The 21,449-nt window shown below is 71.1% G+C and carries 17 protein-coding genes; 8 read left to right on the top strand and 9 right to left on the bottom strand.

All coding sequences use genetic code 11. The features are described 5' to 3' along the window. The 4 genes from ABZ260_RS21965 to ABZ260_RS21950 form a co-directional block, all read left to right on the top strand. Nucleotides 1-393: YciI family protein (locus ABZ260_RS21965; RefSeq protein WP_355620541.1), on the top strand; the 393-nt coding region annotated here is incomplete at its 5' end. Between the two features lie 171 nt (nt 394-564). Next, nucleotides 565-903 (top strand): hypothetical protein, encoded by a 339-nt coding sequence (locus ABZ260_RS21960; RefSeq protein ID WP_355620538.1) that lies wholly within the window; start codon nt 565-567, stop codon nt 901-903. A gap of 137 nt (nt 904-1,040) precedes the next feature. Further along, the gene (locus ABZ260_RS21955; protein WP_355620535.1) at nt 1,041-4,091 is read left to right on the top strand and encodes a BTAD domain-containing putative transcriptional regulator; all 3,051 of its coding nucleotides are present in this window, start codon (nt 1,041-1,043) and stop codon (nt 4,089-4,091) included. 52 nt (nt 4,092-4,143) lie between these two features. After that, a complete protein-coding gene (locus ABZ260_RS21950) occupies nt 4,144-5,307 on the top strand; it encodes an FAD-dependent monooxygenase (protein ID WP_355620532.1) in 1,164 nt (387 codons plus the stop codon). A 39-nt stretch (nt 5,308-5,346) separates the two neighbouring features. On the opposite strand, the gene ABZ260_RS21945 is transcribed toward ABZ260_RS21950, so the two are convergent. Both ABZ260_RS21945 and ABZ260_RS21940 read right to left on the bottom strand, forming a co-directional pair. Then, entirely contained in the window at nt 5,347-6,027 is a 681-nt protein-coding gene (locus tag ABZ260_RS21945; RefSeq protein WP_355620529.1) for a VC0807 family protein, read from the bottom strand. After that, nucleotides 6,024-6,656 (bottom strand): TetR/AcrR family transcriptional regulator, encoded by a 633-nt coding sequence (locus ABZ260_RS21940; protein ID WP_355620526.1) that lies wholly within the window; start codon nt 6,654-6,656, stop codon nt 6,024-6,026. Before ABZ260_RS21940 ends, ABZ260_RS21945 begins: the two co-directional genes overlap by 4 nt. A gap of 198 nt (nt 6,657-6,854) precedes the next feature. On the opposite strand from ABZ260_RS21940, the gene ABZ260_RS21935 reads away from it, so the two are divergent. Together ABZ260_RS21935 and ABZ260_RS21930 are read left to right on the top strand one after the other, a co-directional pair. Further along, nucleotides 6,855-8,114, top strand: coding sequence for an RNA polymerase sigma factor (locus ABZ260_RS21935; protein ID WP_355620523.1), 1,260 nt, complete (start codon nt 6,855-6,857; stop codon nt 8,112-8,114). Nucleotides 8,115-8,144: 30 nt separating this feature from the next. Next, the gene (locus tag ABZ260_RS21930; RefSeq protein WP_355620520.1) at nt 8,145-8,297 is read left to right on the top strand and encodes a hypothetical protein; all 153 of its coding nucleotides are present in this window, start codon (nt 8,145-8,147) and stop codon (nt 8,295-8,297) included. Between the two features lie 2 nt (nt 8,298-8,299). Here ABZ260_RS21930 and ABZ260_RS21925 read toward each other — a convergent pair whose 3' ends face one another. The 7 genes from ABZ260_RS21925 to ABZ260_RS21895 all read right to left on the bottom strand — a co-directional run bounded on the left by ABZ260_RS21925 (nt 8,300) and on the right by ABZ260_RS21895 (nt 17,621). Continuing rightward, nucleotides 8,300-9,640 carry a cytochrome P450 gene (locus tag ABZ260_RS21925; RefSeq protein WP_355620517.1) on the bottom strand — a complete coding sequence of 447 codons (1,341 nt, stop codon included), beginning with the start codon at nt 9,638-9,640 and terminating at the stop codon, nt 8,300-8,302. An 11-nt stretch (nt 9,641-9,651) separates the two neighbouring features. After that, nucleotides 9,652-10,236 carry an ATP/GTP-binding protein gene (locus tag ABZ260_RS21920; protein ID WP_355620514.1) on the bottom strand — a complete coding sequence of 195 codons (585 nt, stop codon included), beginning with the start codon at nt 10,234-10,236 and terminating at the stop codon, nt 9,652-9,654. Nucleotides 10,237-10,240: 4 nt separating this feature from the next. Beyond that, nucleotides 10,241-10,597, bottom strand: a complete 357-nt coding sequence (locus tag ABZ260_RS21915) for a DUF742 domain-containing protein (RefSeq protein ID WP_355620511.1) — start codon at nt 10,595-10,597, stop codon at nt 10,241-10,243. Next, entirely contained in the window at nt 10,594-11,028 is a 435-nt protein-coding gene (locus ABZ260_RS21910) for a roadblock/LC7 domain-containing protein (protein ID WP_355550082.1), read from the bottom strand. Before ABZ260_RS21910 ends, ABZ260_RS21915 begins: the two co-directional genes overlap by 4 nt. 98 nt (nt 11,029-11,126) lie before the next feature. After that, nucleotides 11,127-12,662 (bottom strand): ATP-binding protein, encoded by a 1,536-nt coding sequence (locus ABZ260_RS21905; RefSeq protein ID WP_355620508.1) that lies wholly within the window; start codon nt 12,660-12,662, stop codon nt 11,127-11,129. A gap of 689 nt (nt 12,663-13,351) precedes the next feature. Then, nucleotides 13,352-15,898: a discoidin domain-containing protein gene (locus ABZ260_RS21900; protein ID WP_355620505.1), complete on the bottom strand. Its 2,547-nt coding sequence runs from the start codon at nt 15,896-15,898 to the stop codon at nt 13,352-13,354. Nucleotides 15,899-16,220: 322 nt separating this feature from the next. After that, complete coding sequence (locus ABZ260_RS21895) at nt 16,221-17,621, bottom strand: FAD-binding oxidoreductase (protein WP_355620502.1); 1,401 nt, start codon at nt 17,619-17,621, stop codon at nt 16,221-16,223. A 218-nt stretch (nt 17,622-17,839) separates the two neighbouring features. On the opposite strand from ABZ260_RS21895, the gene ABZ260_RS21890 reads away from it, so the two are divergent. Both ABZ260_RS21890 and ABZ260_RS21885 read left to right on the top strand, forming a co-directional pair. Then, nucleotides 17,840-18,331, top strand: a complete 492-nt coding sequence (locus ABZ260_RS21890) for a GNAT family N-acetyltransferase (RefSeq protein WP_355620499.1) — start codon at nt 17,840-17,842, stop codon at nt 18,329-18,331. Further along, nucleotides 18,331-21,449: BTAD domain-containing putative transcriptional regulator (locus ABZ260_RS21885; RefSeq protein ID WP_355620496.1), on the top strand; the 3,119-nt coding region annotated here is incomplete at its 3' end. The genes ABZ260_RS21890 and ABZ260_RS21885, both read left to right, overlap by 1 nt.

Here is a 21,449-nt window from a genome sequence, read left to right as displayed (position 1 = left end):
GATCGAAGGAGACGTCCGATGCGATACATGATCATTCTTAGGGTCACCAGCCAGCCCACCACCCCGCCGCCGGCGGAGTTGATGGAGGCCATCGCCAAGCTCGGCGGGGAGGCCACCGCGGCCGGGGCGTTGCTGGACACCGCCGGGCTGGCCCCGAGTGCGCAGGGCGCGCGGGTCGCGATCACCGGGGACAGGCTGAGCGTCACCGACGGCCCGTTCGCCGAGGCGAAGGAGCTGATCAGCTACGCGCTCTACCAGGTCCGCTCGAAGGAGGAGGCCGTCGAGTGGACCTCCCGCTTCCTGAAGATCCACCGGGATCACTGGGCGGGCTGGGAGGGCGAGGCCGACGTGCTGCGCGTCTTCGGCCCCGAGGACTTCGCCGCCCCCGCCTGATCTGATCACCGTGCACGAACCCCAGGCCGGGAACCCCGGCCTGGGGTTCGTGCGTTTCCCGGCACCTTCGCGGCCGGACGTACTCACGGGCTGGACGCGTGCGTCGGGGGTCGTTCGCGGGATCGCCGGCAGGCGAGGTCAGGCGTCCCGGGGAAGGGAGCGCGCGGCCGGTTGGCCTCCGCGACCTATGCCCGGCCCTGGGCGCGGGGACCGATCGCGGAGGTGCTGGCCGGGGTCGGAGCGCTGGAAACGCTGCTGACCGGCCTGGTGGAGCGGCTGGAGAGCTATCGGGTGTTCAGCGACCGGCTCATACGGTCGTCCACCCAGGTGCTCGACGTCGCCCGCCGGCTCGACGAGGTGGTCGCCGGAGCCCAGGTCGCCTCCGAGACGGTCGCCGACACCGTACCGGTGCTGAGCAACGTCGCTCGGGTGATGGCCACGCCGACGGGCACCGCGATGGGCACGCTGGAGCGGCTGGTGCCCAGGCTCGCCGCGCGGCGCTCGTATTGACGTCCGGGAGCTGGAGGCGCAGGTGGACCGGATCAGGGCCGCGGCCACCGAGTACCGCGACGCGTTCTGAGCCGGGTCCGGCCGCGAGGTTCGCACTGATCCTCATGAAGTAGGGCGCATGGGCCACAATCGGTCTCGTGCAGTTCGGGATCCTGGGGCCGTTGGAGGTGCGGACGGAGGAGGGGGAACCCGTCTCCGTCGGCGGCCCCCGGTCGCGTGCCCTGCTGGTGCTGCTCCTGCTTGACGCGGGCCGGCTGGTCAGCGTGGACCGGTTGATAGACGGGCAGTACGGTGACGATCCTCCGGCCGGTGCGGCCAACGCGATCCAGGCCCAGGTGTCCCGGCTCCGCCGCGGCCTGCCGCCCGGCCTGATCACGTTTCACCGGGCCGGATACCGGCTCGCGGTCGACCCCGATGACGTCGACGCACACCGGTTCGAGCGGCTCGCGCGCGAGGGGCACAGGTCGCTGACCGCAGGCCGGCATGAGCATGCCGCGAGGGTGCTCAGCGAGGGACTGGCGCTGTGGCGAGGGCCCGCGCCGGCCGGCATGCCGCAGGCGGCCCGGCTGGAAGAGCTACGGCTGGCGGCGCGGGAGGACCTGGTCGAGGCCGAGCTCGCGCTCCCGGAGGGCACCTCGATAGCCGAGTTGCGGCAGCTGGCGGCCGAGAACCCGTTGCGCGAGCGGCTGTGGGGCCAGCTCATGCGGGCGCTGCACGCCTCCGGGCAGCAGGCCGCGGCGCTGGCCGTCTTCGACGAGGTCAGGCGGTTGCTGGCGGACGAGCTCGGCGCCGACCCGTCGCCAGAACTGGCGGCGCTTCACCTGGCGATCCTGCGCGGCGCGGAGAGGCCCGGGACGGTACGGCACCGGCTGCCCGCGCAGCTCACCGGCTTCGTGGGCCGCGAGGCCGAGCTGGACCGGATCGACTCGCTGCGGGACTCCCGTCTGATCACCCTGACCGGTACGGGCGGCACCGGCAAGACGAGGCTGGCCATCGAGGCGGCCCGCCGCCTGACGCGGGACGTGTGCTTCGTCGATCTGTCCCCGCTCGACGACGGAGGTCAGATCCCCCTGGCGGTGCTCGGCGCGCTCGGTCTGCGCGAGGCGAGGCTGCGGTCACCGGTGCCGGGCCGGGTCGACCCCACGGGCCGGCTCGTGGCGGCCCTGGCAGACCGGGAGCTCCTGCTCGTCCTGGACAACTGCGAGCACGTGATCGCTCCGGCCGCGGCGCTCGTCCGGCGGCTGCTCGACGCCTGCCCGGAACTGGCCGTGCTGGCCACCAGCCGCGAGCCGCTCGGGCTCACCGGCGAGATGCTCGTCCCGCTCTCGCCGCTGGCCGTACCGCCCCCCGGCACGGATCTTGACGACGCACTCGGCTATCCCTCGGTGCGGCTGTTCATGGAGCGAGCCGCCGCCGTACGTCCCGGCTCCGTCATGAGAGCCGAGGTCGCCGAGATCTGCGGCATGCTGGACGGGCTGCCACTGGCCATCGAGCTGGCGGCGGCGAGGCTGAGGTCGTTCACCGTCGAGGAGATCGTCGCGCGCCTGAAGGAGTACGGCCGGTTCACGCTGCTGTCCCGCGGTGATCGCACCGCGGCGGCACGGCATCGGACGCTGTACGCGGTGGTGGACTGGAGCTGGAGCCTGCTCAGCCCCGAGGAGCAGGCGCTGGCCGCGCGGTTCTCGATGTTCTCGGGCAGCTCGTCCCTGGAGGCCGTCGAACGGATCTGCGGATCCGGCGAGGTGCTGGCCGACCTGGTGGACAAGTCACTCATCGAGGCAGGCGACGGCCGCTACCGGATGCTCGACACGATCCGCCTGTTCTGTGCGGAGCGGCTGGCCGAGGCGGGGGAGCGGGAGCGGGTGCGTGCCGGGCACGCCGCCTACTTCCTGGAGCTGGCACAGCGCGCCGACCCGTGGTTGCGCCGGGCCGAGCAGCTCGAATGGCTGGCCCTGCTCTCCGCCGAGCAGAGCAACCTGCGGGCCGCGCTGGGCCGTGCCGTACCGGATGACCCGGAGACGGCGCTGCGGCTGATCGCGGCCCTGGCGGCGTACCAGTGGCTGAGCGGGCGGCGGGAACAGGCGGTCTCGTCGGCGCGCTGGCTGCTCGAACGGTTCGGTACCGAGCCGCCCGAAGGGCTGGAGGAGGAGTACGTCCTGTGCGTGTTGCAGGCCGTACCGCATGTCCTGCCGGCGCAGTGGGCTCGGGCCGAGGAGATCATGCGGTCGCTGGACCGGGAGCTGCGCTACCCCTTCACGTCCGTTCTGTGGGGCATGGTCGCGGGGCCACCGGCTCCCGGGGCCGGCCTGATGCGGGAGCGGCTGCTCGGCTCCGACCCGTGGAGCCGAGCCGTGGTCATGCTCGGGGCGTCCCTGATGCACCTGCTTGACGGCCACGTGGCCGATGCCGAGGGAGAGCTGGAGTCGACACTGGCGAGCTTCCGCTCCGTGGGCGAGCGCTGGGGGATGGCGCAGGGGCTCGAGTGGCTGGGAGTGATCGCCGGCTGGCGGGGGGACTGGGCGCGGGCCAGGCGGCTGTGGGGGGAGGCCCTGGACCTGCACGAACAGCTCGGCGCTCTGGACGAGATGGTGGACGTGCTCTGCCGGAGGGCCGACGGGCTGCTGCGCGAGGGCGATGTTCCCGCGGCCCGCGCCGACCTGCGGCGCGCCACCGAGCTGGCGCGCGGGACGAGCGCGTCGCACCGGTCGCCGATCGAGCTGGGCTGGGGCGAACTCGCCCGGCGGTGCCGCGATCACGCACGGGCGCGCGAACACTACGCGGCGGCGCTGGACGCCGCCGGCCCAGGCGGTTACGTCACCGAGAGCATCGCGTCACTCGTGCTCACCGCGCTGGGACGGCTGGCCGAGGCAGAGGGCGACCACGCGGAGGCCGGGCGCCGTCACGGCGAGGCGCTCGCGCTGGCGCGCACGTCACCGGCGGTGACGATGGATCTCGCCCAGGTCACCGAGGGGTACGCGGGGCTTGCCCTGCTCGAAGGCGCGGCGGAGCGGGCCGCGTTCCTGCTCGGTGTGGGGGTGGCGTTGCGCGGTGCGGCCGTCACCGGCGACCCCGACGTCGCGAGGGTCGCCGCGGGCGCCACGGAGCTCATCGGCGCGGAGGCCTTCGCCGCGGAGTTCGCCAGGGGCGCCGCGCTGAGCCGGGACGATGCGCTGACAGCCATCTCCTGACTGTCAGCCGGCTGTCACCGGCCTGTCAGCGCTCCCGGTGAGGCTCGGGGACATGAGGAACAGCAACGTCCTGATCTCCGGCGCCAGTATCGGCGGCCCCGCTCTCGCCTACTGGCTCAACCGCTACGGCCACACCGTGACCGTGGTCGAGAAGGCCCCCGCCCTGCGCCTCGGAGGCCAGGCGGTCGACTTCAAAGGCGAGACCCACCTGTCGGTGCTGGAGCGGATGGGCATCCTGGAGGACGTACGGCGGTTGCAGACCGGCGGGACCGACCAGGAGATCGTTGACGCGAACGGCCGCAGGCTGGCGGTGATGCCCGGCGAGTTCACCGGCGGCGAGCTGGAGATCCCGCGCGGGGAGTTGTCCCGGCTGCTGTACGACAGGACGCTCGCCGCCGGGTGCCGGTACGTCTTCGGCGACTCCATCACCTCGCTCACCGAGACCGAGGGCGGCGTCCACGTCACGTTCGAGCACGGCGCTCCGCAGGTCTTCGACCTGGTGGTGGGCGCGGACGGCATCCACTCCAACGTTCGCCGGCTGGCCTTCGGCCCCGAGGCCGACCATGTCCGCTTCCTCGGCCACTACTACGCCCTGGCCGACCTCCCGCAGCGCTTCGGGAAGATCGCGAAAATGTACAACGAGCCCGGCAGGCTGGTCGCCATCGGGGGGCCTGGAGCCGATGCCTTCTTCGCCTTCGCCTCGCCGCCGCTCGACTACGACCGCTACGACGTGGAGGCGATGAAGCGGATCGTGATCGACGCCTATGCCGGGATGGGCTGGCAGACCCCCGCGGTCCTCGACGCGGTACGGCAGGCGGACGACTTCTACCTCGACTCGATCAGCCAGGTCCGGATGGAGCGCTACGCCAGGGGCCGCGTCGTGCTGCTCGGTGACGCCGCCTACGGCAACACGCTGGGCGGTTTCGGCACCGGCCTGGCCATGGTCGGCGCGTACGTCCTGGCCGGAGAGCTCGCGGCGGCGGACGGGGACCATCGGGTCGCCTTCCGGCGCTACGAGGAGGGGTTCCGCGGCTACGCCAGGATCGCCAGGAACGGCAACGCCGGTCCCTTCCTCGCCCCCGGCACCCCGGGCCGGATCCGGATGCGCAACTGGATTTTCCGCTACGGATTCCTGCTGAAGCTGATGCTGAGGCTGACCGACAGGTTCGCGACCAACATAACCCTCAAGGACTACCCGTCGATGGTGCGCCGCTGACCCGGCGCGGGTCAGGACGCCGGTCATCGGCGGGCTCCTTCAGGTGGAGGGTGCCGGGGCGCGCTCGCGGTCGAGCGGCGCGTACATCGCGCTCCGCCTGTCGAAGAGTCCCACCGTGACGAAGTAGACGTTGGCGATCACCATGAGCGTGATCGACGTGCCGGCGTACAGAGCGGTGCCGAGCGCGGGGACGGCGTCGACCGGCAGCGTGTAGGCCATGACCACGCGCGCCGCGGAGTCGAGGAGGGTGCCGGCGCCCCACAGGACGGTGGTGACCCGCCAGGCCCTGCGGAAGCGGGGGATCCGCTCCCACAGCACGTCCCACGTCTCGCCGGTGCCGCGGACCGGGAACCTGTGCTCCAGCAGCGGCCGGCTGAACAGGAAGGTGAGCGGCATCCCGACCCGCAGGCTGGCCAGGAACCAGAGCCCGACGGCGGCCGTCAGCCACCCTTCCCTGGCGAGCAGGAACCGCTCGCTGCCGCTGATCAGCGACGCCCCCACGCCCAGCACCATCATGGCCGTCATGAAAACGGAGAGCCCGTCGACCCTGCGCTCCCTGACCAGCGTGTAGGTGCCCATGGCCGCGGGCACCACGCTCGTGACGAGCAGGGACAGGTAGACGCTCATCCCGGCCGAGCGCAGCACGTAGTACAGGGCGGCCGGTACGAGCAGGTCGACCAGCAGGCGCAGCAGCGTGCGCCGCCCGCTCGGGGCGCTCACGGCTCGCTCCTGGTCGCCAGGTCGAACAGCGTCACCAGTTCCTCGGCGCAGGCGGTGAGGTCGAGATCGGGTCTGGCCTCCAGCAGGAACGGCAGGCCGTCCAGGGCGCGCTGCACGGTCGCCGCCATGACGAAGGTGTCGAAGTCGCGGAACTCGCCGCCGCGCTGCCCGTCGCGCAGGATGCGCTGGAGGTGGCCGAGGACCTCGTTCTCGTCGCCCTCGTCGTAGGAGCGGCTCGCTCCGCCCTCGTCGCGGAAGTTGAGGAAGATCTCCATCATCGCCCGCATCCGTGGGCGGTTGTCCGCGATATACGCGACCAGCGCGGTGATGTAGGTGCGCAGCGCGTCACGGGCACAGGTCACGCCGGCCATCCGCCCGGCCATGAACCGTCCGATGTGATCGTAGAACTCGGCGACGGCCGCGCTCATCAGCTCGTCCTTGCCGGCGAAGTGGTACGAGATCAGGCGGGTGCTGCTCAGCCCCGCCCGTTCGGCGATCCGGGCGAAGGACGCCTGGCCGTAGCCGAGCTCGGCGATCGTCTCGATGGTCGCCTCGATGATCTGGGCGCGCCTGGCCGCGCCGGTGAAGGAGCGCTCGGCGGGTGTTTCCCTGCCCTGGCTTACTTGCATGAGTAAAAAATACGTCATACGAGTAATGCGGGCAAGCGTGCCGGGCCCGGTAAGGCCGGCTGTCCCGTCCGATTCGGGTGCCGCTCGCCGGCCGGCGAGCGGCACCCGGTCCGTGCGCGCCCGAGTCGTGTCCGGGGGCCTCGGGCGACGGGATCGAAAGGTGCCGCGAGGGCGGGCGGGATGGTTGGATCGGGAGGCATGGCGGTTGGTGATCCTCATCGGGTGGTCGAGGCGGTCTGGCGGATCGAGTCCGCGCGGGTGATCGCGGGGCTTGCCCGGATGGTGCGCGATGTCGGCCTGGCCGAGGAGCTCGCGCAGGACGCCCTGGTCCTCGCGCTTGAGCAGTGGCCGAAATCCGGCGTACCGGATAATCCCGGAGCCTGGCTCATGCTGACCGCCAAGCACCGGGCGATCGACCTGCTCCGCCGCAGGACCCGCTACGAGCACAAGCTCGAAGAGGTCGGCCGGGACATGGAGATCCGTCAGGAGGAAGCCGAGGCCGAGCTGGACGACGCCCTCGACGACCACATCGGTGACGACGTGCTGCGCCTGCTCTTCACCGCCTGCCATCCGGTGCTGTCCACCGAGGGACGCCTGGCGCTCACCCTGCGCCTGCTCGGCGGCCTGACCACCGAGGAGATCGCGCGTGCCTTCCTGGTGCCGGAACCGACGGTCGGGCAGCGGATCTTCCGGGCCAAGCGCACCCTCGCCGAGAAGCGGGTGCGCATCGAGCTGCCCGCCCCGGCCGAGCTGGGCGAGCGTCTCGCATCGGTGCTGGAGGTCGTCTATCTCATCTTCAACGAGGGCTACTCGGCGACCGCCGGTGACGACTGGATGCGCCCCTCGCTCTGCGAGGAGGCGCTGCGCCTGGGCCGGATCCTGGCGGGCCTGATGCCGCGGGAGGCCGAGGCGCACGGCCTCGTCGCCCTGATGGAGATCCAGGCGTCGCGCCTCCGGGCCAGGACGGGGCCGGACGGTGAGCCGGTCCTGCTTCCCGACCAGGACCGGGGGCTGTGGGACCGGCTACTGATCCGCCGGGGGCTGGAGGCGCTCGAACGTGCCGAGGCGCTCGGCACGCTCGGTCCCTACGGCCTGCAGGCCGCGATCGCGGCCTGCCACGCCCGCGCGCGGTCCACCGACGACACCGACTGGGAACGGATGGCCGCCCTCTACCGGGTGCTCGCCCACCTCGCCCCCTCACCCGTGGTGGAGTTGAACCGCGCGGTCGCGGTGAGCAGGGCGTACGGCCCGGCGCGGGGCCTGGAGATCGTGGACGGGCTGGCGGCGGAGCGCGCGCTGAGGGGCTATCCGCAACTGCCCGCCGTACGGGGTGATCTGCTCGTGAGACTGGGCCGCCTCGACGAGGCACGCGAGGAGTTCGAACGGGCCGCCGAACTCACCCGCAACGAGCGCGAGCGGACCCTCTTCCTCGCCCGGGCGGCCGCCACCCACGGGTGAGCGAAGGCGGCACCCCCGTCGGACGAGGTGATGCGCGCCGTCATCGGCGAACTCCTCGCCCTCGTGGTGGGCATCGCCTGGGCGAGCGAGCAGTCGACCGGCCACGACCTGATCGAGCGTCTGCTCTCCCTGTCCGCCACGGGCTTCGCCGCGGACCGGTCGCCGGACTCCGCTCCGGCCTGACCTCACCTGGGGGCGTCCCCGGTGTTCGACGGGCTCTGGCCGGTCGGCACGGTCGGGCTGAACCGTACGGGCAGGGCCTCCAGGCTGCGAACCCACAGCGAAGGGCGCCATCGCAGCGCGTCCGGTTTCACGGTGAGATAGACGTCGGGCAACCGGTCGAGGAGGACCTCCACGGCCGTCTTGGCGATGATCTCGCCGAGCTCGGGCGCGGGGAAGGGGCAACCGTACTCGCCGTGGCTGAAGGACATGTGCGCCCGGTTGGCGCCGGAGCCGGCATGGGCGGCCGGTTGCACCTGCGGATCGGCGTTGGCCGCGGCGACGCCGAGCACCAGCATGTCGCCCCGGCGGATGCGCCGCCCGGCCAGCTCGCAGTCCTGCACGGCCCAGCGTGAGGGCAGGTTCGGCGAGGGCGGGTCCTTCCACAGCACCTCGTTCAGCGCCTCGCCGACGCTGCTGCGGCCACCCTGCAGGCTCATCGAGAAGTGGTCGTCCACCAGCATCAGCCGCAGGGTGTTGCCGATCCAGTTGGCGCTGCTGTCGTGGGAGGCGATCATCAACACGATCAGGTCCTGGACGATCTCCTCGTCGGTGAGCCGCGCGGCGTGTGCCAGCAGATGCGAGGTGATGTCGTGGCCCGGCCGGGTGCGCTTGTCGGCTATGAGCCGGCCTATTTTGTCCAGAATTCGGGGAAGCGCCGAGGCGGCCTCCTCGCTCCCGCCCAGCACGTGGTTGACGTCCTTGACCAGGTCCGGCAGGTCGGTCTCCGACAGCCCGAACAGCCGGGTGACGACCTGAGCCGGAATCCGGTAGGCGTACTGGGAGATCAGGTCGGTCTGGCCGTCCCCTGAGAACTCGTCGATCGCGAGGTCGGCGACCTGCTCGCAGATCAGGGTCAGCTCGGTGCGGTCGACGGTGTCCAGCGCGTCGCTGATGGCGCCACTCCGCCGCTGGTGCTCGACCCCCTCGGAGTACATCACGGACGGCTGCCATGTCACGTACGGGAGCGACGGCCAGTCCGGGGGGAGGTGATCCCGCATGTTCCAGCGCCTGGGGTCGCGGCCGAACAACTGCGGCTGGCTGGTGACATGGTGCAGCTCGCGGTAACCGATCACGAACCAGGCGGGCATGTCGTCGAGGAGAACGGGGACGAGGGGCCCGTGCTCGCGGCGCATCTCCTGGAATATCGCGGCCGGATCGTCGTCGATCAGTGACGCGTGCAGCCGTACGGCATCGGCGTGGTCGGGGTATCCCTCCAGCGGCCCCCGTCTCGGCTCGGGATTCTGAGATGTGGGCGAGGCGGCGGACGGGGCTGCGGAGTCGGGCAGGGGAGGGGAGTTCGTCACGGCATGCTCTCTCAGGCGGGCGACTGGTCGTGGGTGCGGGTGAGGTGCTCCATGAGCGTGATCAGCACGTGCTTGCACGAGGACCGCTCTCTCGCGTCGCAGTCGATGAGCGGGACCTCGGGCGACAGCGCCAGCGCCTCGCGCACCGAATCCAGGGTGGGCCCGTCGGTGAAGCGGTTGACTGCGACGACGAACGGGGTCCGGTGGTGCTCCAGCCGGTCGATGGAGTACCAGGAATCCTCCAGGCGGCGGGCGTCCACCAGCACGACCGCGCCCAGGCTGCCGGCGAACAACTGGTCCCACACGAACCAGAACCGCTGCTGACCGGGTGCGCCGAACAGGTAGAGCACCATGCTCGCGTTCAGCGTGATCCGGCCGAAGTCGAAGGCCACCGTGGTGGTCGTCTTGGTCCGTACCCGGCTGGCGTCGTCGATGCCCACGCTCGCCTGGGTCATGACCTCCTCGGTGCTCAGCGGGCGGATCTCGCTCACCGAGCCGACCATGGTCGTCTTGCCCACCCCGAACCCGCCGACGATCACGATTTTCAGGGCGTCCGTGGCGGTCGTGCGTAGCGGCGTTCGCACGGCGGCCGCCATCTGGTCAGAGGTTGTGGAGTGCAACGAGCACCTGCCTCAGGATTTCGGGATCCGGTCGTTCGGCCTGTGCGGCGATCGACGGATGACGGACGGTGATGCGACCGGTGTCCAGCAGGTCGCGCAGCAGGATCTTCACCACGCTGACCGGCAGCCGCAGCTCCGCCGAGATCTCCACCACCGCCGTCGGCCGCTGGGCCATCCGCAGGATCTTGATGTGCTCGGACTGCATACCGGGGGTGGGGGCGCACTCGCTGACGATGAGGGAGACGGAGTCGAAGGATTTCTCATCGGCGCTGGTACGCCCCCCGGTGACCGTGTAGAGCCGGTCCGGGTCTTCTCGGTCGATGGCTCGCCGTGTCATCCGCGGTCGTCGCTGTTCTCCGTTTGCCGTGGTGCCGCGGTGAGGTACACCCCGATCTGCTCCACCAGTTCGTTCATGTTGTGCGCGATAAGCCCCACCTCGCCGTCCTCCTCGGCCACCACGGCCAGGTGGGCGCCGTCTCCGGCCGGCACGATGAGCAGCAGCCCGCCGGCGAACTCCACCATCGCCTGCCCCGCTCCGATGCCGTCCCCGAACTCGGCGGAGGCGCTCAGCGAGAGGCTCTGGATCCCGGCGGCCAGGGCGGAGAGCTGGTCGGCCCCGTCCCGGCCGAGGCCGGCGGTGAAGCACATCTTCAGGCCGTCCCTGGTCAGCACCAGCACATGCCTGATCCCCGGGGTCTTCTCCTTGAGGTTCTCCAGTAGCCAGTCGAAGTCACGATCGGTGGTGTGCGAAGCGTCGGTTGTGCTCATAGAAACGACGGGGTGCCCCTTCGGCGCGGGCGCGGGAGGGACGGCCCCTGCCTCCTCATCTGTGAATCCAAAGATGTCCGGTGGTCGGCGGACGCGTGTCAGGAGTCGCCCGGGGCCGGGGAAGGGGCCGAAGAAGAAGTACGCCCACGGCCGCCGGCTTGGCGGAACGCGGCGAACCTCGCCGCCGAGTCACGCCCATCGCGCGCGGGCTTGGCCGGCGATGTCTGCCGCGCCCTGGTCGCCTCGGCCAGCGTCTGCCCCCGGCGCCGCCTGGGCAGCAGATCCTCGGACTCGTCGGCCGGCCCCTCCTGCGCGGGTAGGGCCGGTGCTGGTACGGCGGCCTTCACGGGGCGGCGGACCGACGAGTCGACGACGGGCGGCACGGTGGCCGACAGGGGCTGCGTGATCAGCAGGCGCGGGATCAGCATCACGACCCCCATGCCACCACGGGCGGACGACCGGAAGCTGACCGTCAGGCCGTACTTGTCGACCAGGCGTCCCACGACCGCCAGGCCCAGCCGGGTACCGGACAGCGTCCGCAGGTCGAGCGGCTCGGATACGAGCCTGGTGGCGTGCTGCCGCTCGCGCGGGCGCATCCCCAGACCACTGTCCTCGACCGTGATCACGACGCCGGCGTCCTCCTCGTCCACGTACACGTGGACCTCGGTGCCGTGCGCCGAGAACGTGGCGGCGTTGTCCATCACCTCGGCCAGCGCGTGCATCACGCCCTCGGCCGCGTACCCCGCGACGGCGACGGTGCTGGTGGAGTGCAGCCGGATGCGCCGGTAGGCGCCGATGCGGCCCATCGCGCCGCGCAGGACGCTCTCCATGACGATCGGCCGGGTCCATCGCCGCCCGGAACGGCCGCCGCTCAGCAGCGCGACGTTGTCCGCCAGCCGGCTCATCTGGGAGATGCGGTGGTCCAGGTCCAGCAGGTCGGCGAAGATCTCCTCGTGCTCGCCGTACTGCTCCTCCAGTTCGCGCAGCCGGGCGAGCAGGCTGGTGGCCTGTGCCTGCACCCGGGCCGCGGCCCCGGCGCACGCCGCCATCACGGCGGTGCCCCTGCGCTCGCTCTCGGAGAGCTGCCGCGCCGTCTCGCGCAGCAGGTCGCGCAGCGGGTCGTGCCCCGGCTGGTGTACCTCGGCCAGTGCGGCGCTCACCGACATCCGGTTCGTCTGGATCCGCCTGACCAGCTCCGGCAGCGTGTCGTCGGTCAGCCGGGAGATCTCGTCCTCGGTCGCCTCACGGGACACCTGGGCGACGGCGCGCTCGCGTTCGAGCAGTTCGAGCTCGTGCCCGGCCGCGTTGAGCAGCTGCCGCAGCGGGCCGTCCGGAGGCTGTGGCACCTGGGAGAGCGCGTCGGCGACCGAGGCGCCGTCCCGCACCTGACGCCCCAGCGAGGGCAGCGACTCCTCGGCCATTCGCAGCGCTTCCCGCTCCAGCCAGGTGAACCGCGCGCCGGCCCACTCGGCCTGCTCACGCAGCCGGCGACCGGTGCCGGAGTAGTGGACGATGGCCGCGGCGGCGCCGGACAGCAGTACGGCCGAGACCCCGCCGACGAGCGCCATCAGCTCTCTGGCCTCGTAAGGGGCGGCGGACATCGCCCACAACCACGCGCAGACCGTAATGATCATGGTGCCGAGAGAGGCGAGGACCGTCAGTTCCCTCGGTGAAAACCTTCTCTGCGCCCGGCGGGGTACATCTACTGACATCGGCGTCCTCGGGGGTGGCGGCAGAGCATGACAAGGCCGCGTCGAACCTGATGTTCCCCCTGCGAGACAGGACGGCCATGCGGTGCCGTTTCACAGCAGAGCGTGAACAGGCACATACCGTAGCACCACGCCTACGACTAAGAACAGACAGTCACTCTCGAACCATGTGTTTCAGTTTTAATCAACCACGAGTCAATGCGTCCACTGACCAATGCTCGTTATTCGGACATTTGTGGATATGTGGTGATGATTTTCCGTGGGGGTTCGAGGTGTGCGGCCTTGCCGCCCCGATGGAGGCGGGGGTGGGGGCTGTCCCGCTCTCGTGCCGGGAACGGGGCCGCCGGTTCGCCGCGCTTTTCCCTGTCGCTCATCCAGGTCCAAGTGTCCGCCCGCAAAAAGGACAATCATTTCTATATCGTACATTTGGCTTATTGTGCGCCGTTGGGTTGTGTGGCCCGGGACTCTCCCCGGTCCCGGCGGTTCGGCGCTCCGTCGCCACGTCGAAGCCGTGGGTCTCCCTGCGACAGCGGAGACCCACGGCGTGGGGGTGAAGCGCCTGATCAGCGAGGAGAGCGCGTTGACCACCGCTGATCAGGCGGGCTCAGAGTGCCTCAGGGGTAGGAGACGAGCTTGGACGGGATCGTGGCCGTGCCGAAGGCGGGGCCGCCGGTGCCGTTGATCACGTGGTTGATCCGCCCGTTGCCGCCGAGGGAGACGGTGAGCAGGCTGTGGAACTTGACGCCGGGCTTCACCGGGGTCTCGAACGCGTTCTCCACCTCGATCGTCGGGTCGACGTTGAAGTAGACGTAGCTGCCGAGACCCCAGCCCTCATGGGTGTTGACCGCGGGGCCGACCTTGTAGGCGGCCCAGCCCTTGGTGCTGCCGTTCATGTAGGCCGCCTGGTTCGGCGGGTCGTACGCCTTCTCGTTCTGGAAGAAGATCGTCCGGCCGCGCTCGCCGTACCACTCGACGTCGTACTTGCGGTAGTGCTCGACGAACAGGCCGGTCGCCAGGACGTCGTCGCCGTTGACGATCAGGCCGGTCTCGGCGGTGTTGACGTTCCAGCCGATGCCGTCGCCGTGGTCACCGCGCCACAGCCAGGTGTGGTCGATGATCACGTCGTCGCTGTTGACGACCACGCTGGTGGTGGCGTTGCCGGCGAAGGCGCCGCCGATCCGGACGAACACGTCCTGCAGCGTGGTCGGGTTGGCGGCGTGGTCGGCGCTCGACCCCGGCGGGCCGACCTCGATGAGCACGTCGGACTTCTGCGGGCCCGCGTCGACCAGGAAGCCGGCGAGCCGCACGCCGTCCACGTCGGCGACCTTGACCGCGCTGACGCCGCCGTCGGGGATGATCGTGGCCAGGCCGAGGCCCAGGACCACGGTGTTCGCCCTGGTCACGTTGATCGGCTGGTTGACGTGGTAGATGCCGGGGGTGAGCAGCAGGTGCAGGCCCTGGCTGAGCGCGGCGTTGATGGTCGCTGCCGTGTCACCGGGCTTGGCGACGTAGAACTGACCGAGCGGGATCGAGCTTCCGGGGGTGGCGCCGTTCGCCCAGCTCACGCCGCGCGCGTCGGTCCGCTTGGCCGGGACGAACACCCGGTACTCGTTGCCGGAGACGTAGAGGTACGGCTTCTCGCGGCTGATCGGGGTGTTGTCCAGCGTGGTGTAGGACTTGTCGGCGAAGGCGGTGGCGGGAGCGCCCTGCACCCCGGAGAACACCATGTTCCACACGCCGTTGACCCAGCCGCCGACGGAGCTGTCCCGGGTGTACCACTGCTGCTGTGAGTACGGGCCGACGGCGCCGTCGATCTTGCTGTCGGCGATGTAGCCGCCGCTGGCCCAGCCGTAGCCGGTGGGGGCCAGGTTGAGCGCGCCCTTGATGTGCATGCGACGGAACGGCGCGGCCTGGGAGACGGCCCACTGGTTGGTACCGCCGGGCGGCTGGACCGACAGGTTCTCCGTCGAGCGCCAGAAGTTCTGGGTCGCGTTGCCGCCGAACCAGCCCGCGTCGACGGTCACGCCGTTGACGGTGACGTCGTCGGGGGACTGCCCCAGACCCATGATCGAGGTGTAGAAGCCGACCTTGGCGTTCACGTTGTAGGTGCCCGGCTTGAACAGGAAGGCGTGGCGCCCGGTGCCGAACTGGGCCGACTCCTGCTGCTGGAAGACGGCGTCGAGCTGGCTCTGGATGCCGGCACTGGACATGGACGGGTCGAAGACGTGAACGTTCGGTCCCAGATCCCCGCCGCCGGGGATCACCGGACCGTCAGACGTGGTGTAAACGGCGAACTCCCACAGTGAGTATCCGTAGCCGGTGGCTCGGGTGGTGCCCTGCATCCGGACGTACCGGGCGGAGCCGCTCACCTCGTGCGACTGAACGCCGCCGGTGGCGCCCGTGACGGTCTTCAGGTCGGTCCAGGTGGTGCCGTTGGCCGACCCCTGGAGCTTGAACGCGCTCGCGTACGCGGCCTCCCAGCGCAGGTCGATCTTGCAGATGGTCTGGGGCGAGCCCAGGTCCACCTGGATCCACTGCGGGTCGCTGGCCGCGCTGGACCAGCGGGTCCCGTTGTTGCCGTCGAAGGCGGCGCTCGCGGGGGTTCCGCCGTTCTCGGTGGACGACGCGGTTGAGGTCTTGTTCAACGCGGCGTTGGTGGTCCCGCACTGGCCCACGGGGTTCGAGCCGCCACCGAAGACCTGGAACTCCCACAGTGAGTATCCGTAGCCGGTGGCCCTCGTGACGCCCTGCATCCGGACATACCGGCCGCTGCCGGTGACGTCCCAGCTGTCGATTCCGCCGTCACCGCCGGTGACGGTCTTCAGGTCCGTCCACGTGGTCCCGTTCTCGGACACCTGGATCTTGTACCCGCTGCCGTACGCGGCCTCCCAGTTCAGCACGACCCTGCTGATGCTGGACGAGGCGCCCAGGTCCACCTGGAGCCACTGGGAGTCGCCGACCGCGCTGGACCAGCGGGTGCTGGTGTCGCCGTCGACCGCGGCGGCCGGCGGGGTTCCGCCGTTCTCGGTCGAGGAGGCCGTCGCGGTCTTGCCCTGCGACAACAACGTGTCGGCGAAGGCCGGGCTCGACGGTACTGCGAGCAGAGCCGCCACGACTGCCGTGGCAGTCCATAAGGCGGCAGGACGGAACAGACCTCTCATGCTTGTCTCCACAGTGGATCCGGGGGGTGGAAGGTCCGACGGCAGATGAGGCGCGACTACGGCACCCGTAAATCAACGCCTTATTTCTACACTTAATTTAACTCGTCGGAAACATGGGGTCAATAGGTCACGCGTCACGGATGGGGTGGATCGGGGTTCCGTCCCCGCGCGTGGGAGGCGCCTTATATTTGTGGTGCCATAAAAGCTTTCGCGTCGTCCACCGCGCGGCCCACCGTGTTCCCGACCGGCCCGCTCTGCGGAGCACCCGCCAACGCCTACGGGACACCGGCAGGCCCCCTCGCCTGCCGGTGGATCGGAGCGTTCAGACGCGGGGCACGACGTGGCCGAAGCGGAACACCCGGGCCGGGTCGTAGTGGTCCTTGAGGGCGTTGAGCCTGCGCAGTGTCGGCTCCGGCCAGGCGCGGGCCAGGTCCTCGGGGGCGAGCATCGGCCCGTGGAAGTTGAGCTGCGTCCCGCCGGTCTGCCAGGGAGCCAGGGCGGAGAGCACGGCACCGCCCACGGCCGGGATGACCGTGTCGAGCAGTTCGGGAACGGGGGCGCCGATCACCAGCACGCCGAAGGCGGCGTCCCGCCCGCCCACGGCGTTCGGCCGGCGCGGCTCGCGGCCCAGCGCCCCGCCCAGCTGGCGCACCTCCACGACGGCCAGTGGCACGTCGGCCGCCGGGCCGGCCGCCGCCAGGAGCGCTTCCACGGTCTCCGCGCCGAGCTCGCGCAGCAGGGCGCCGCGATCCCAGCTCGGCATGGGGTGCACCGGGTCCTGGTGCACGGAGTCGATCGCGCTGAACGGCATCTGCGCGATCTCGCCGAAGATCGGTTCGGCGACGGCCCGCATCGGGGCGAGGAGGGCCTCCGCCTTGTGGGCGTCGCCGAGGTGGGCGAAGCGCAGGTGGGTCACGAAGCGGCCACGCAGCTGCGGGGGGAGCTCGGGCACCGGGGGCAGGCGCAGCATCGCCACCGAGGTGGTCGTGGCCTCCGGCAGCGTGCCGGCCCAGGTCCGGTAGGCGTGCAGGACGGCGGGGGTGTCCTCGGCGCTGAAGTAGAGGCCGCCCCCGTACAGGGTCGACACCGGGAACAGGTCGATGACCATGGAGGTGACCACGCCGAAGCTGCCCTTGCCGCCGCGCAGTCCCCAGAACAGGTCGGGTTCGGTGTCCGGGTCCGTCACCCGGACCATGCCGTCCGCGGTCACCACGGTGATCTCCCGTACGTGGTCGGCGGCGAAGCCGAAGGTCCGTGAGATCGGGCCGATGCCGCCGCCCAGCGTGTAGCCCACCGCCCCCACGCCCGAGGACGAGCCGCTCAGGGGCGCCAGGCCGTACGGGGTCGTCTGCGCGATGACGTCCGCCCAGCGGCAGCCCGCGCTGACCCGCGCGGTGCGGCTGGACGAGTCGACGGTGACCTCGCGCATCCTGGAGGTGTTGATCAGCAGTGCCCCGTCGGAGGCCTGGACGGCGCCGTGCCCGGTGGCCTGCACGGCGACGGGAAGAGAGTGGTGGACCGCGAAGTGGACCGCCGCCATGACGTCCGCGGTGCGGGTGGCGCCCACGACGACGGCCGGGTGGTGCCGTACCGCGGTGTTGAAACCCGCGGTCTCCTCGTCGTAGCCGTCCTGACCAGGAGACAGGACAGGGCCGGCGACCTGGCCTCGCAGGACTTCCAGCTCTCCGCCGAGATGCTCGGCTGTGGAAAAGGCGGTACTCATGAGGGTTCTCCCGATGGTGTGAGACGACTCGCGGCGTGGGGCGAGGTCGCAGGGCCTCGATCGGCCCGGTCCTCCAGTTATCGCAGCCGGCACTTGGAGACGGCTGGGTTGTGAATGGGTGCCCGGCGGCCACGGCGATCGGAGTGGTGGCGCCGGTCCCGGCCGAGGGCCTAGAGGTCTCCTAGCCGTTTCCTAGACGGCCGTGGGACGCTGCGCGCATGTCGTCGCCACTGGAGTCCCAGCCCTCCAGCACCCTGCTGCTGCGGGAGGTCCTGGCATACGCGGGTGCGACGGGTCCCGATCTGCTCGACGAGGCCCTGGCGGAGGCCCTGTCCGAGGTGTCGGTCGCTCGCTGCCGGGTGTACGTGCTGGTCGATCTGGCACGGCCGGTGGACGATCCACCGGTGGCCGGTGCCCTCGTCGAGGTGGGGCAGCCCGCCCGGGACGCCCGCCTGCGAGCCCTGGCCGTCGCGCTGCCACACCGGGGACGGGGGCTCGGCCGGAGGCTGCTGGGTGACCTGCTGACGGAGATGCGCGCGGACGGCGTCCAACGGGTGCGCTACCGTGTGGCGGCGGCGGATCCGGGAACGTTCTCACTCCTTGGCTCCTCCGGTTTCGTCGCCGCCGACAGCACCCCCATCGCGGCCTGCCGATACGATGAACCCGCGATCGAGGCATTGGCGGTCGCGTGGCTCGTGCGGGAGTTGTGATGCTCGCGAACGGTGGCGAAGCACCGGATACCGTCCAGGCCGCGGCGTGCCTGGATTTCCGCATCCTCGGACCGGTGGAGGTGGCCGACGGCACCGGTGCGCTCCTCGACCTCGGATCCCGCAAGCAGCGGGCCGTGCTGACGCTCCTGGTGCTCAACGCGCCCCATGTCGCACCCCTCGACCAGATGATCGACCGGCTCTGGGCCGACGAGCCGCCGTCCAGCGCGACAGGAACGCTCCAGGCGTACATCTCCCAGCTCCGTAGGATCCTCGAACCGCTGCGCAGCCCTCGGTCCCCCGCTCGCGTCCTGCGGACCCGGGAGCCTGGGTACCTGCTGGACATCTCGCCCGATCAGGTGGATGCCAACCGCTTCAGCCGGGCCGTCGAGGAGGCGCAGGCCGCCCTGGCCGATGGGCGGGCGGGGGAGGCCGAGCGGTCTCTGGACGCGGCACTCGGCGCCTGGCGAGGTGAGCCGCTCGCCGACTTCTCCGACCGCTCCTTCGTGGGGCCCACCGTGGCCCGCCTCACCGAGGTGCGCCTGTCGGCGCTGTCCACGCGGGCCGAGGCGTGGCTGCTGCTCGGCAGGTTCAGCGAGGCCGCCGTCGAGGCCGGGCATCTGCTCGATCTCGATCCCTACCGGGAGGGGGCCTGGGCTCTGCTCATGCGCGCCCTGTACCGCGACCGCAGGCAGGCCGAGGCGCTGGCCGCCTACCAGCGCTGCCGCACCCTCCTCGGTGACGAACTCGGGCTCGATCCCAGCCTTGAACTGCGCCGTCTCGAACAGGCCATCCTCGACCAGGACGAGTCTCTCGAAGGCTCCTGGCCGTCGATCGCGCGCAGGGAGGAGATCTCGCCCGCGCGCGGGGACGGATCGTCTCGCGGAGAAGACGTCGTGGCTCCCCGGGCGGCAAGGGAGTGGCGCGCCCCCGCTCCGCGCGGGCGCAGGCTCGTGGGCAGGGAGCCCCACCTGCACCGGATCCGGGAGCGGGTGCGGGACACGGCCCGTGGTGCGGGAGGTGTGCTGCTGGTCAGCGGTGAGTCCGGCGTCGGCAAGACCCGTCTGGCGGAGGCCGCGGCCGAGATCGCCGGGGAACTGGGCGTCACCCCGGTGTGGAGCCGGTGCGTCGAAGGGCGTGGCGCGCCCGCGTTCTGGCCGTGGATCCAGGTGCTGACCGCCCTCGAAGAAGAGGCGGAGGCCGGCGCCGGAGGGCTTGAGGCTGTGACCCGGGAGGCAGCGGGGGTCGAGAACGTGATCCGCCGGTTGACGGGCGCGGACGGGGCCTCGGTCGCGGACGATCCCGACACCGCGCGCTTCCTGCTGTACGACGCGGTGGCCAGGGCACTGTCACGACGGGCGGGCGCGGCACCGGTGCTCATCCTCATGGAGGACGTCCACTGGGCGGACGCCGCGTCCCTGAAGCTGCTGACCTTCCTCGGCGGCGACCTGCACCGGGTGCCGTTGCTCGTGCTGGCGACCCTGCGCCCCGAGGCCGCCGAGGCGCGGCCGGCGCTGACGGACGCGCTCGGCGATCTGGTCCGACAGCGCGGTACCGAGCGGATGAACGTCACCGCGTTCACGCGGGAGCAGGTCGCCGACTACCTGGACGACGCGGGCCCTGACGATCCGGACCGGTCCGGCCGTGCGGACATCGGCCCCGACCCGGCCCTGGCCCGCGCGCTGCACGACCGTACCGGTGGCAACCCCTTCTTCCTCGGCGAGGTGCTCCGCCTGCTGGACAGCGTCTCGCCCCTGGACCAGGTCGCCGCTGCGGACGTCACCTCCCTCTCCGTCCCCGAGGGGGTACGCGACGTCATCACCCAGCGGGTCTCGCGGCTGCCCGAGGACTCCCAGACGCTCCTGCGGGCAGCCGCGGTGATCGGCAGGGACGTCGACGCGGACGTGCTGGAAGCCGCCACCGGGATCGGCGGCGCCCGGATGATGATGCTGCTCGAACCCGCGGTGGCGACCGGCCTGCTCACCGAGGTGGCCGGAGGCTGGGACTATCGCTTCTCGCACGCGCTCGTCCGCGAGGCTCTCTACACGGGGCTGAGCCGGCTGCAGCGGGCGCAGATCCACGGGCGGGTGGGCGAGGCGGTCGAGAATCTTCACCCGGGAAACCTGGAGCCGAGGTTGCCCGTGCTCGCCCACCACTTCGGTATGGCGGCCAGGATCGGCCACTCGGCCAAGGCGACGTCGTACGCCGTCAGGGCGGCGGTACAGGCGGCGGCCCGCCTCGCCTACGACGAGGCGGTCATGTTCTGGGAGCAGGCGCTCGCGGCGCTCGATCCGCAGTCCGCAGATCCGGCGTTCAGCCGCGGTGCCCTGCTCATCGAGCTGGGACGGGCGCGCAGGGTGGCCGGCGACGTGATCGCGGCGCACACCGCCCTGGACGAGGCCGTGACCCTCGCCACCCGTAAGGGCGACGACGCGGCGGTGATCGAGGCGGCGACGGTCTTCGGCGGGGTGACGCTGTGGAACTGGCGCGCCTACGGCGTGGTGGACACGCGCATGATCGACGTGCTGGAGGACCAGCTGAACCGGCTGCCACCCGGGAGGGAGGCGGTCAGGGCCGAGCTGCTGGGGACCCTCGGGGTGGAGTTCTACTACAGCGAACGGCGGTGGGAGGGAGCGCGTCTCGCGGCCGAGGCGGTCGCGCTCGCCCGGCGGGCCGGTGACCACCGCCTGCTCGCGCGCACGCTCAACAACTTCGTCATCGCCTCATGGACCCCGGAGCACGAGGAGGAGCGCTACCGGGCGGCGGAGGAGATCCTGTCCCTCCCCGACCTGCCCCGGGCCGCCGAGATCATCGCCCGCCTGCACCGGATGCCGACCTTCCTGCGCGAGGGAAGGCTGGCCGACTACGACGCCGAGCTGGCCCGCTGCCTGCGCCTGACCGGCGAGGTGCGGATGCCGGAGCTTGAGACGCAGGTGACCTACGCCGCGACCGGGCGGGCGATGCTCGACGGCCGCTGGGAGGAGGTGGAGAGGCTTGCCGCGACCGGCGCCGAGAGCTACCGGCGCATCAGCCTCTGGGGCCCGGAGTACATCCATCTCCTCTGCGCCTTCTTCTCGTCCTGGGCACAGGGCCGGCACGGGGTGCTGCTGCCGGAACTGCT

The sequence above is a fragment of the Streptosporangium sp. NPDC006013 genome (assembly GCF_040614275.1).
Taxonomy (GTDB): Bacteria; Actinomycetota; Actinomycetes; order Streptosporangiales; family Streptosporangiaceae; genus Streptosporangium.
The sequence above is the reverse complement of the archived record's forward strand: the minus strand, read 5'-3'. Positions and strand labels throughout refer to the sequence as shown.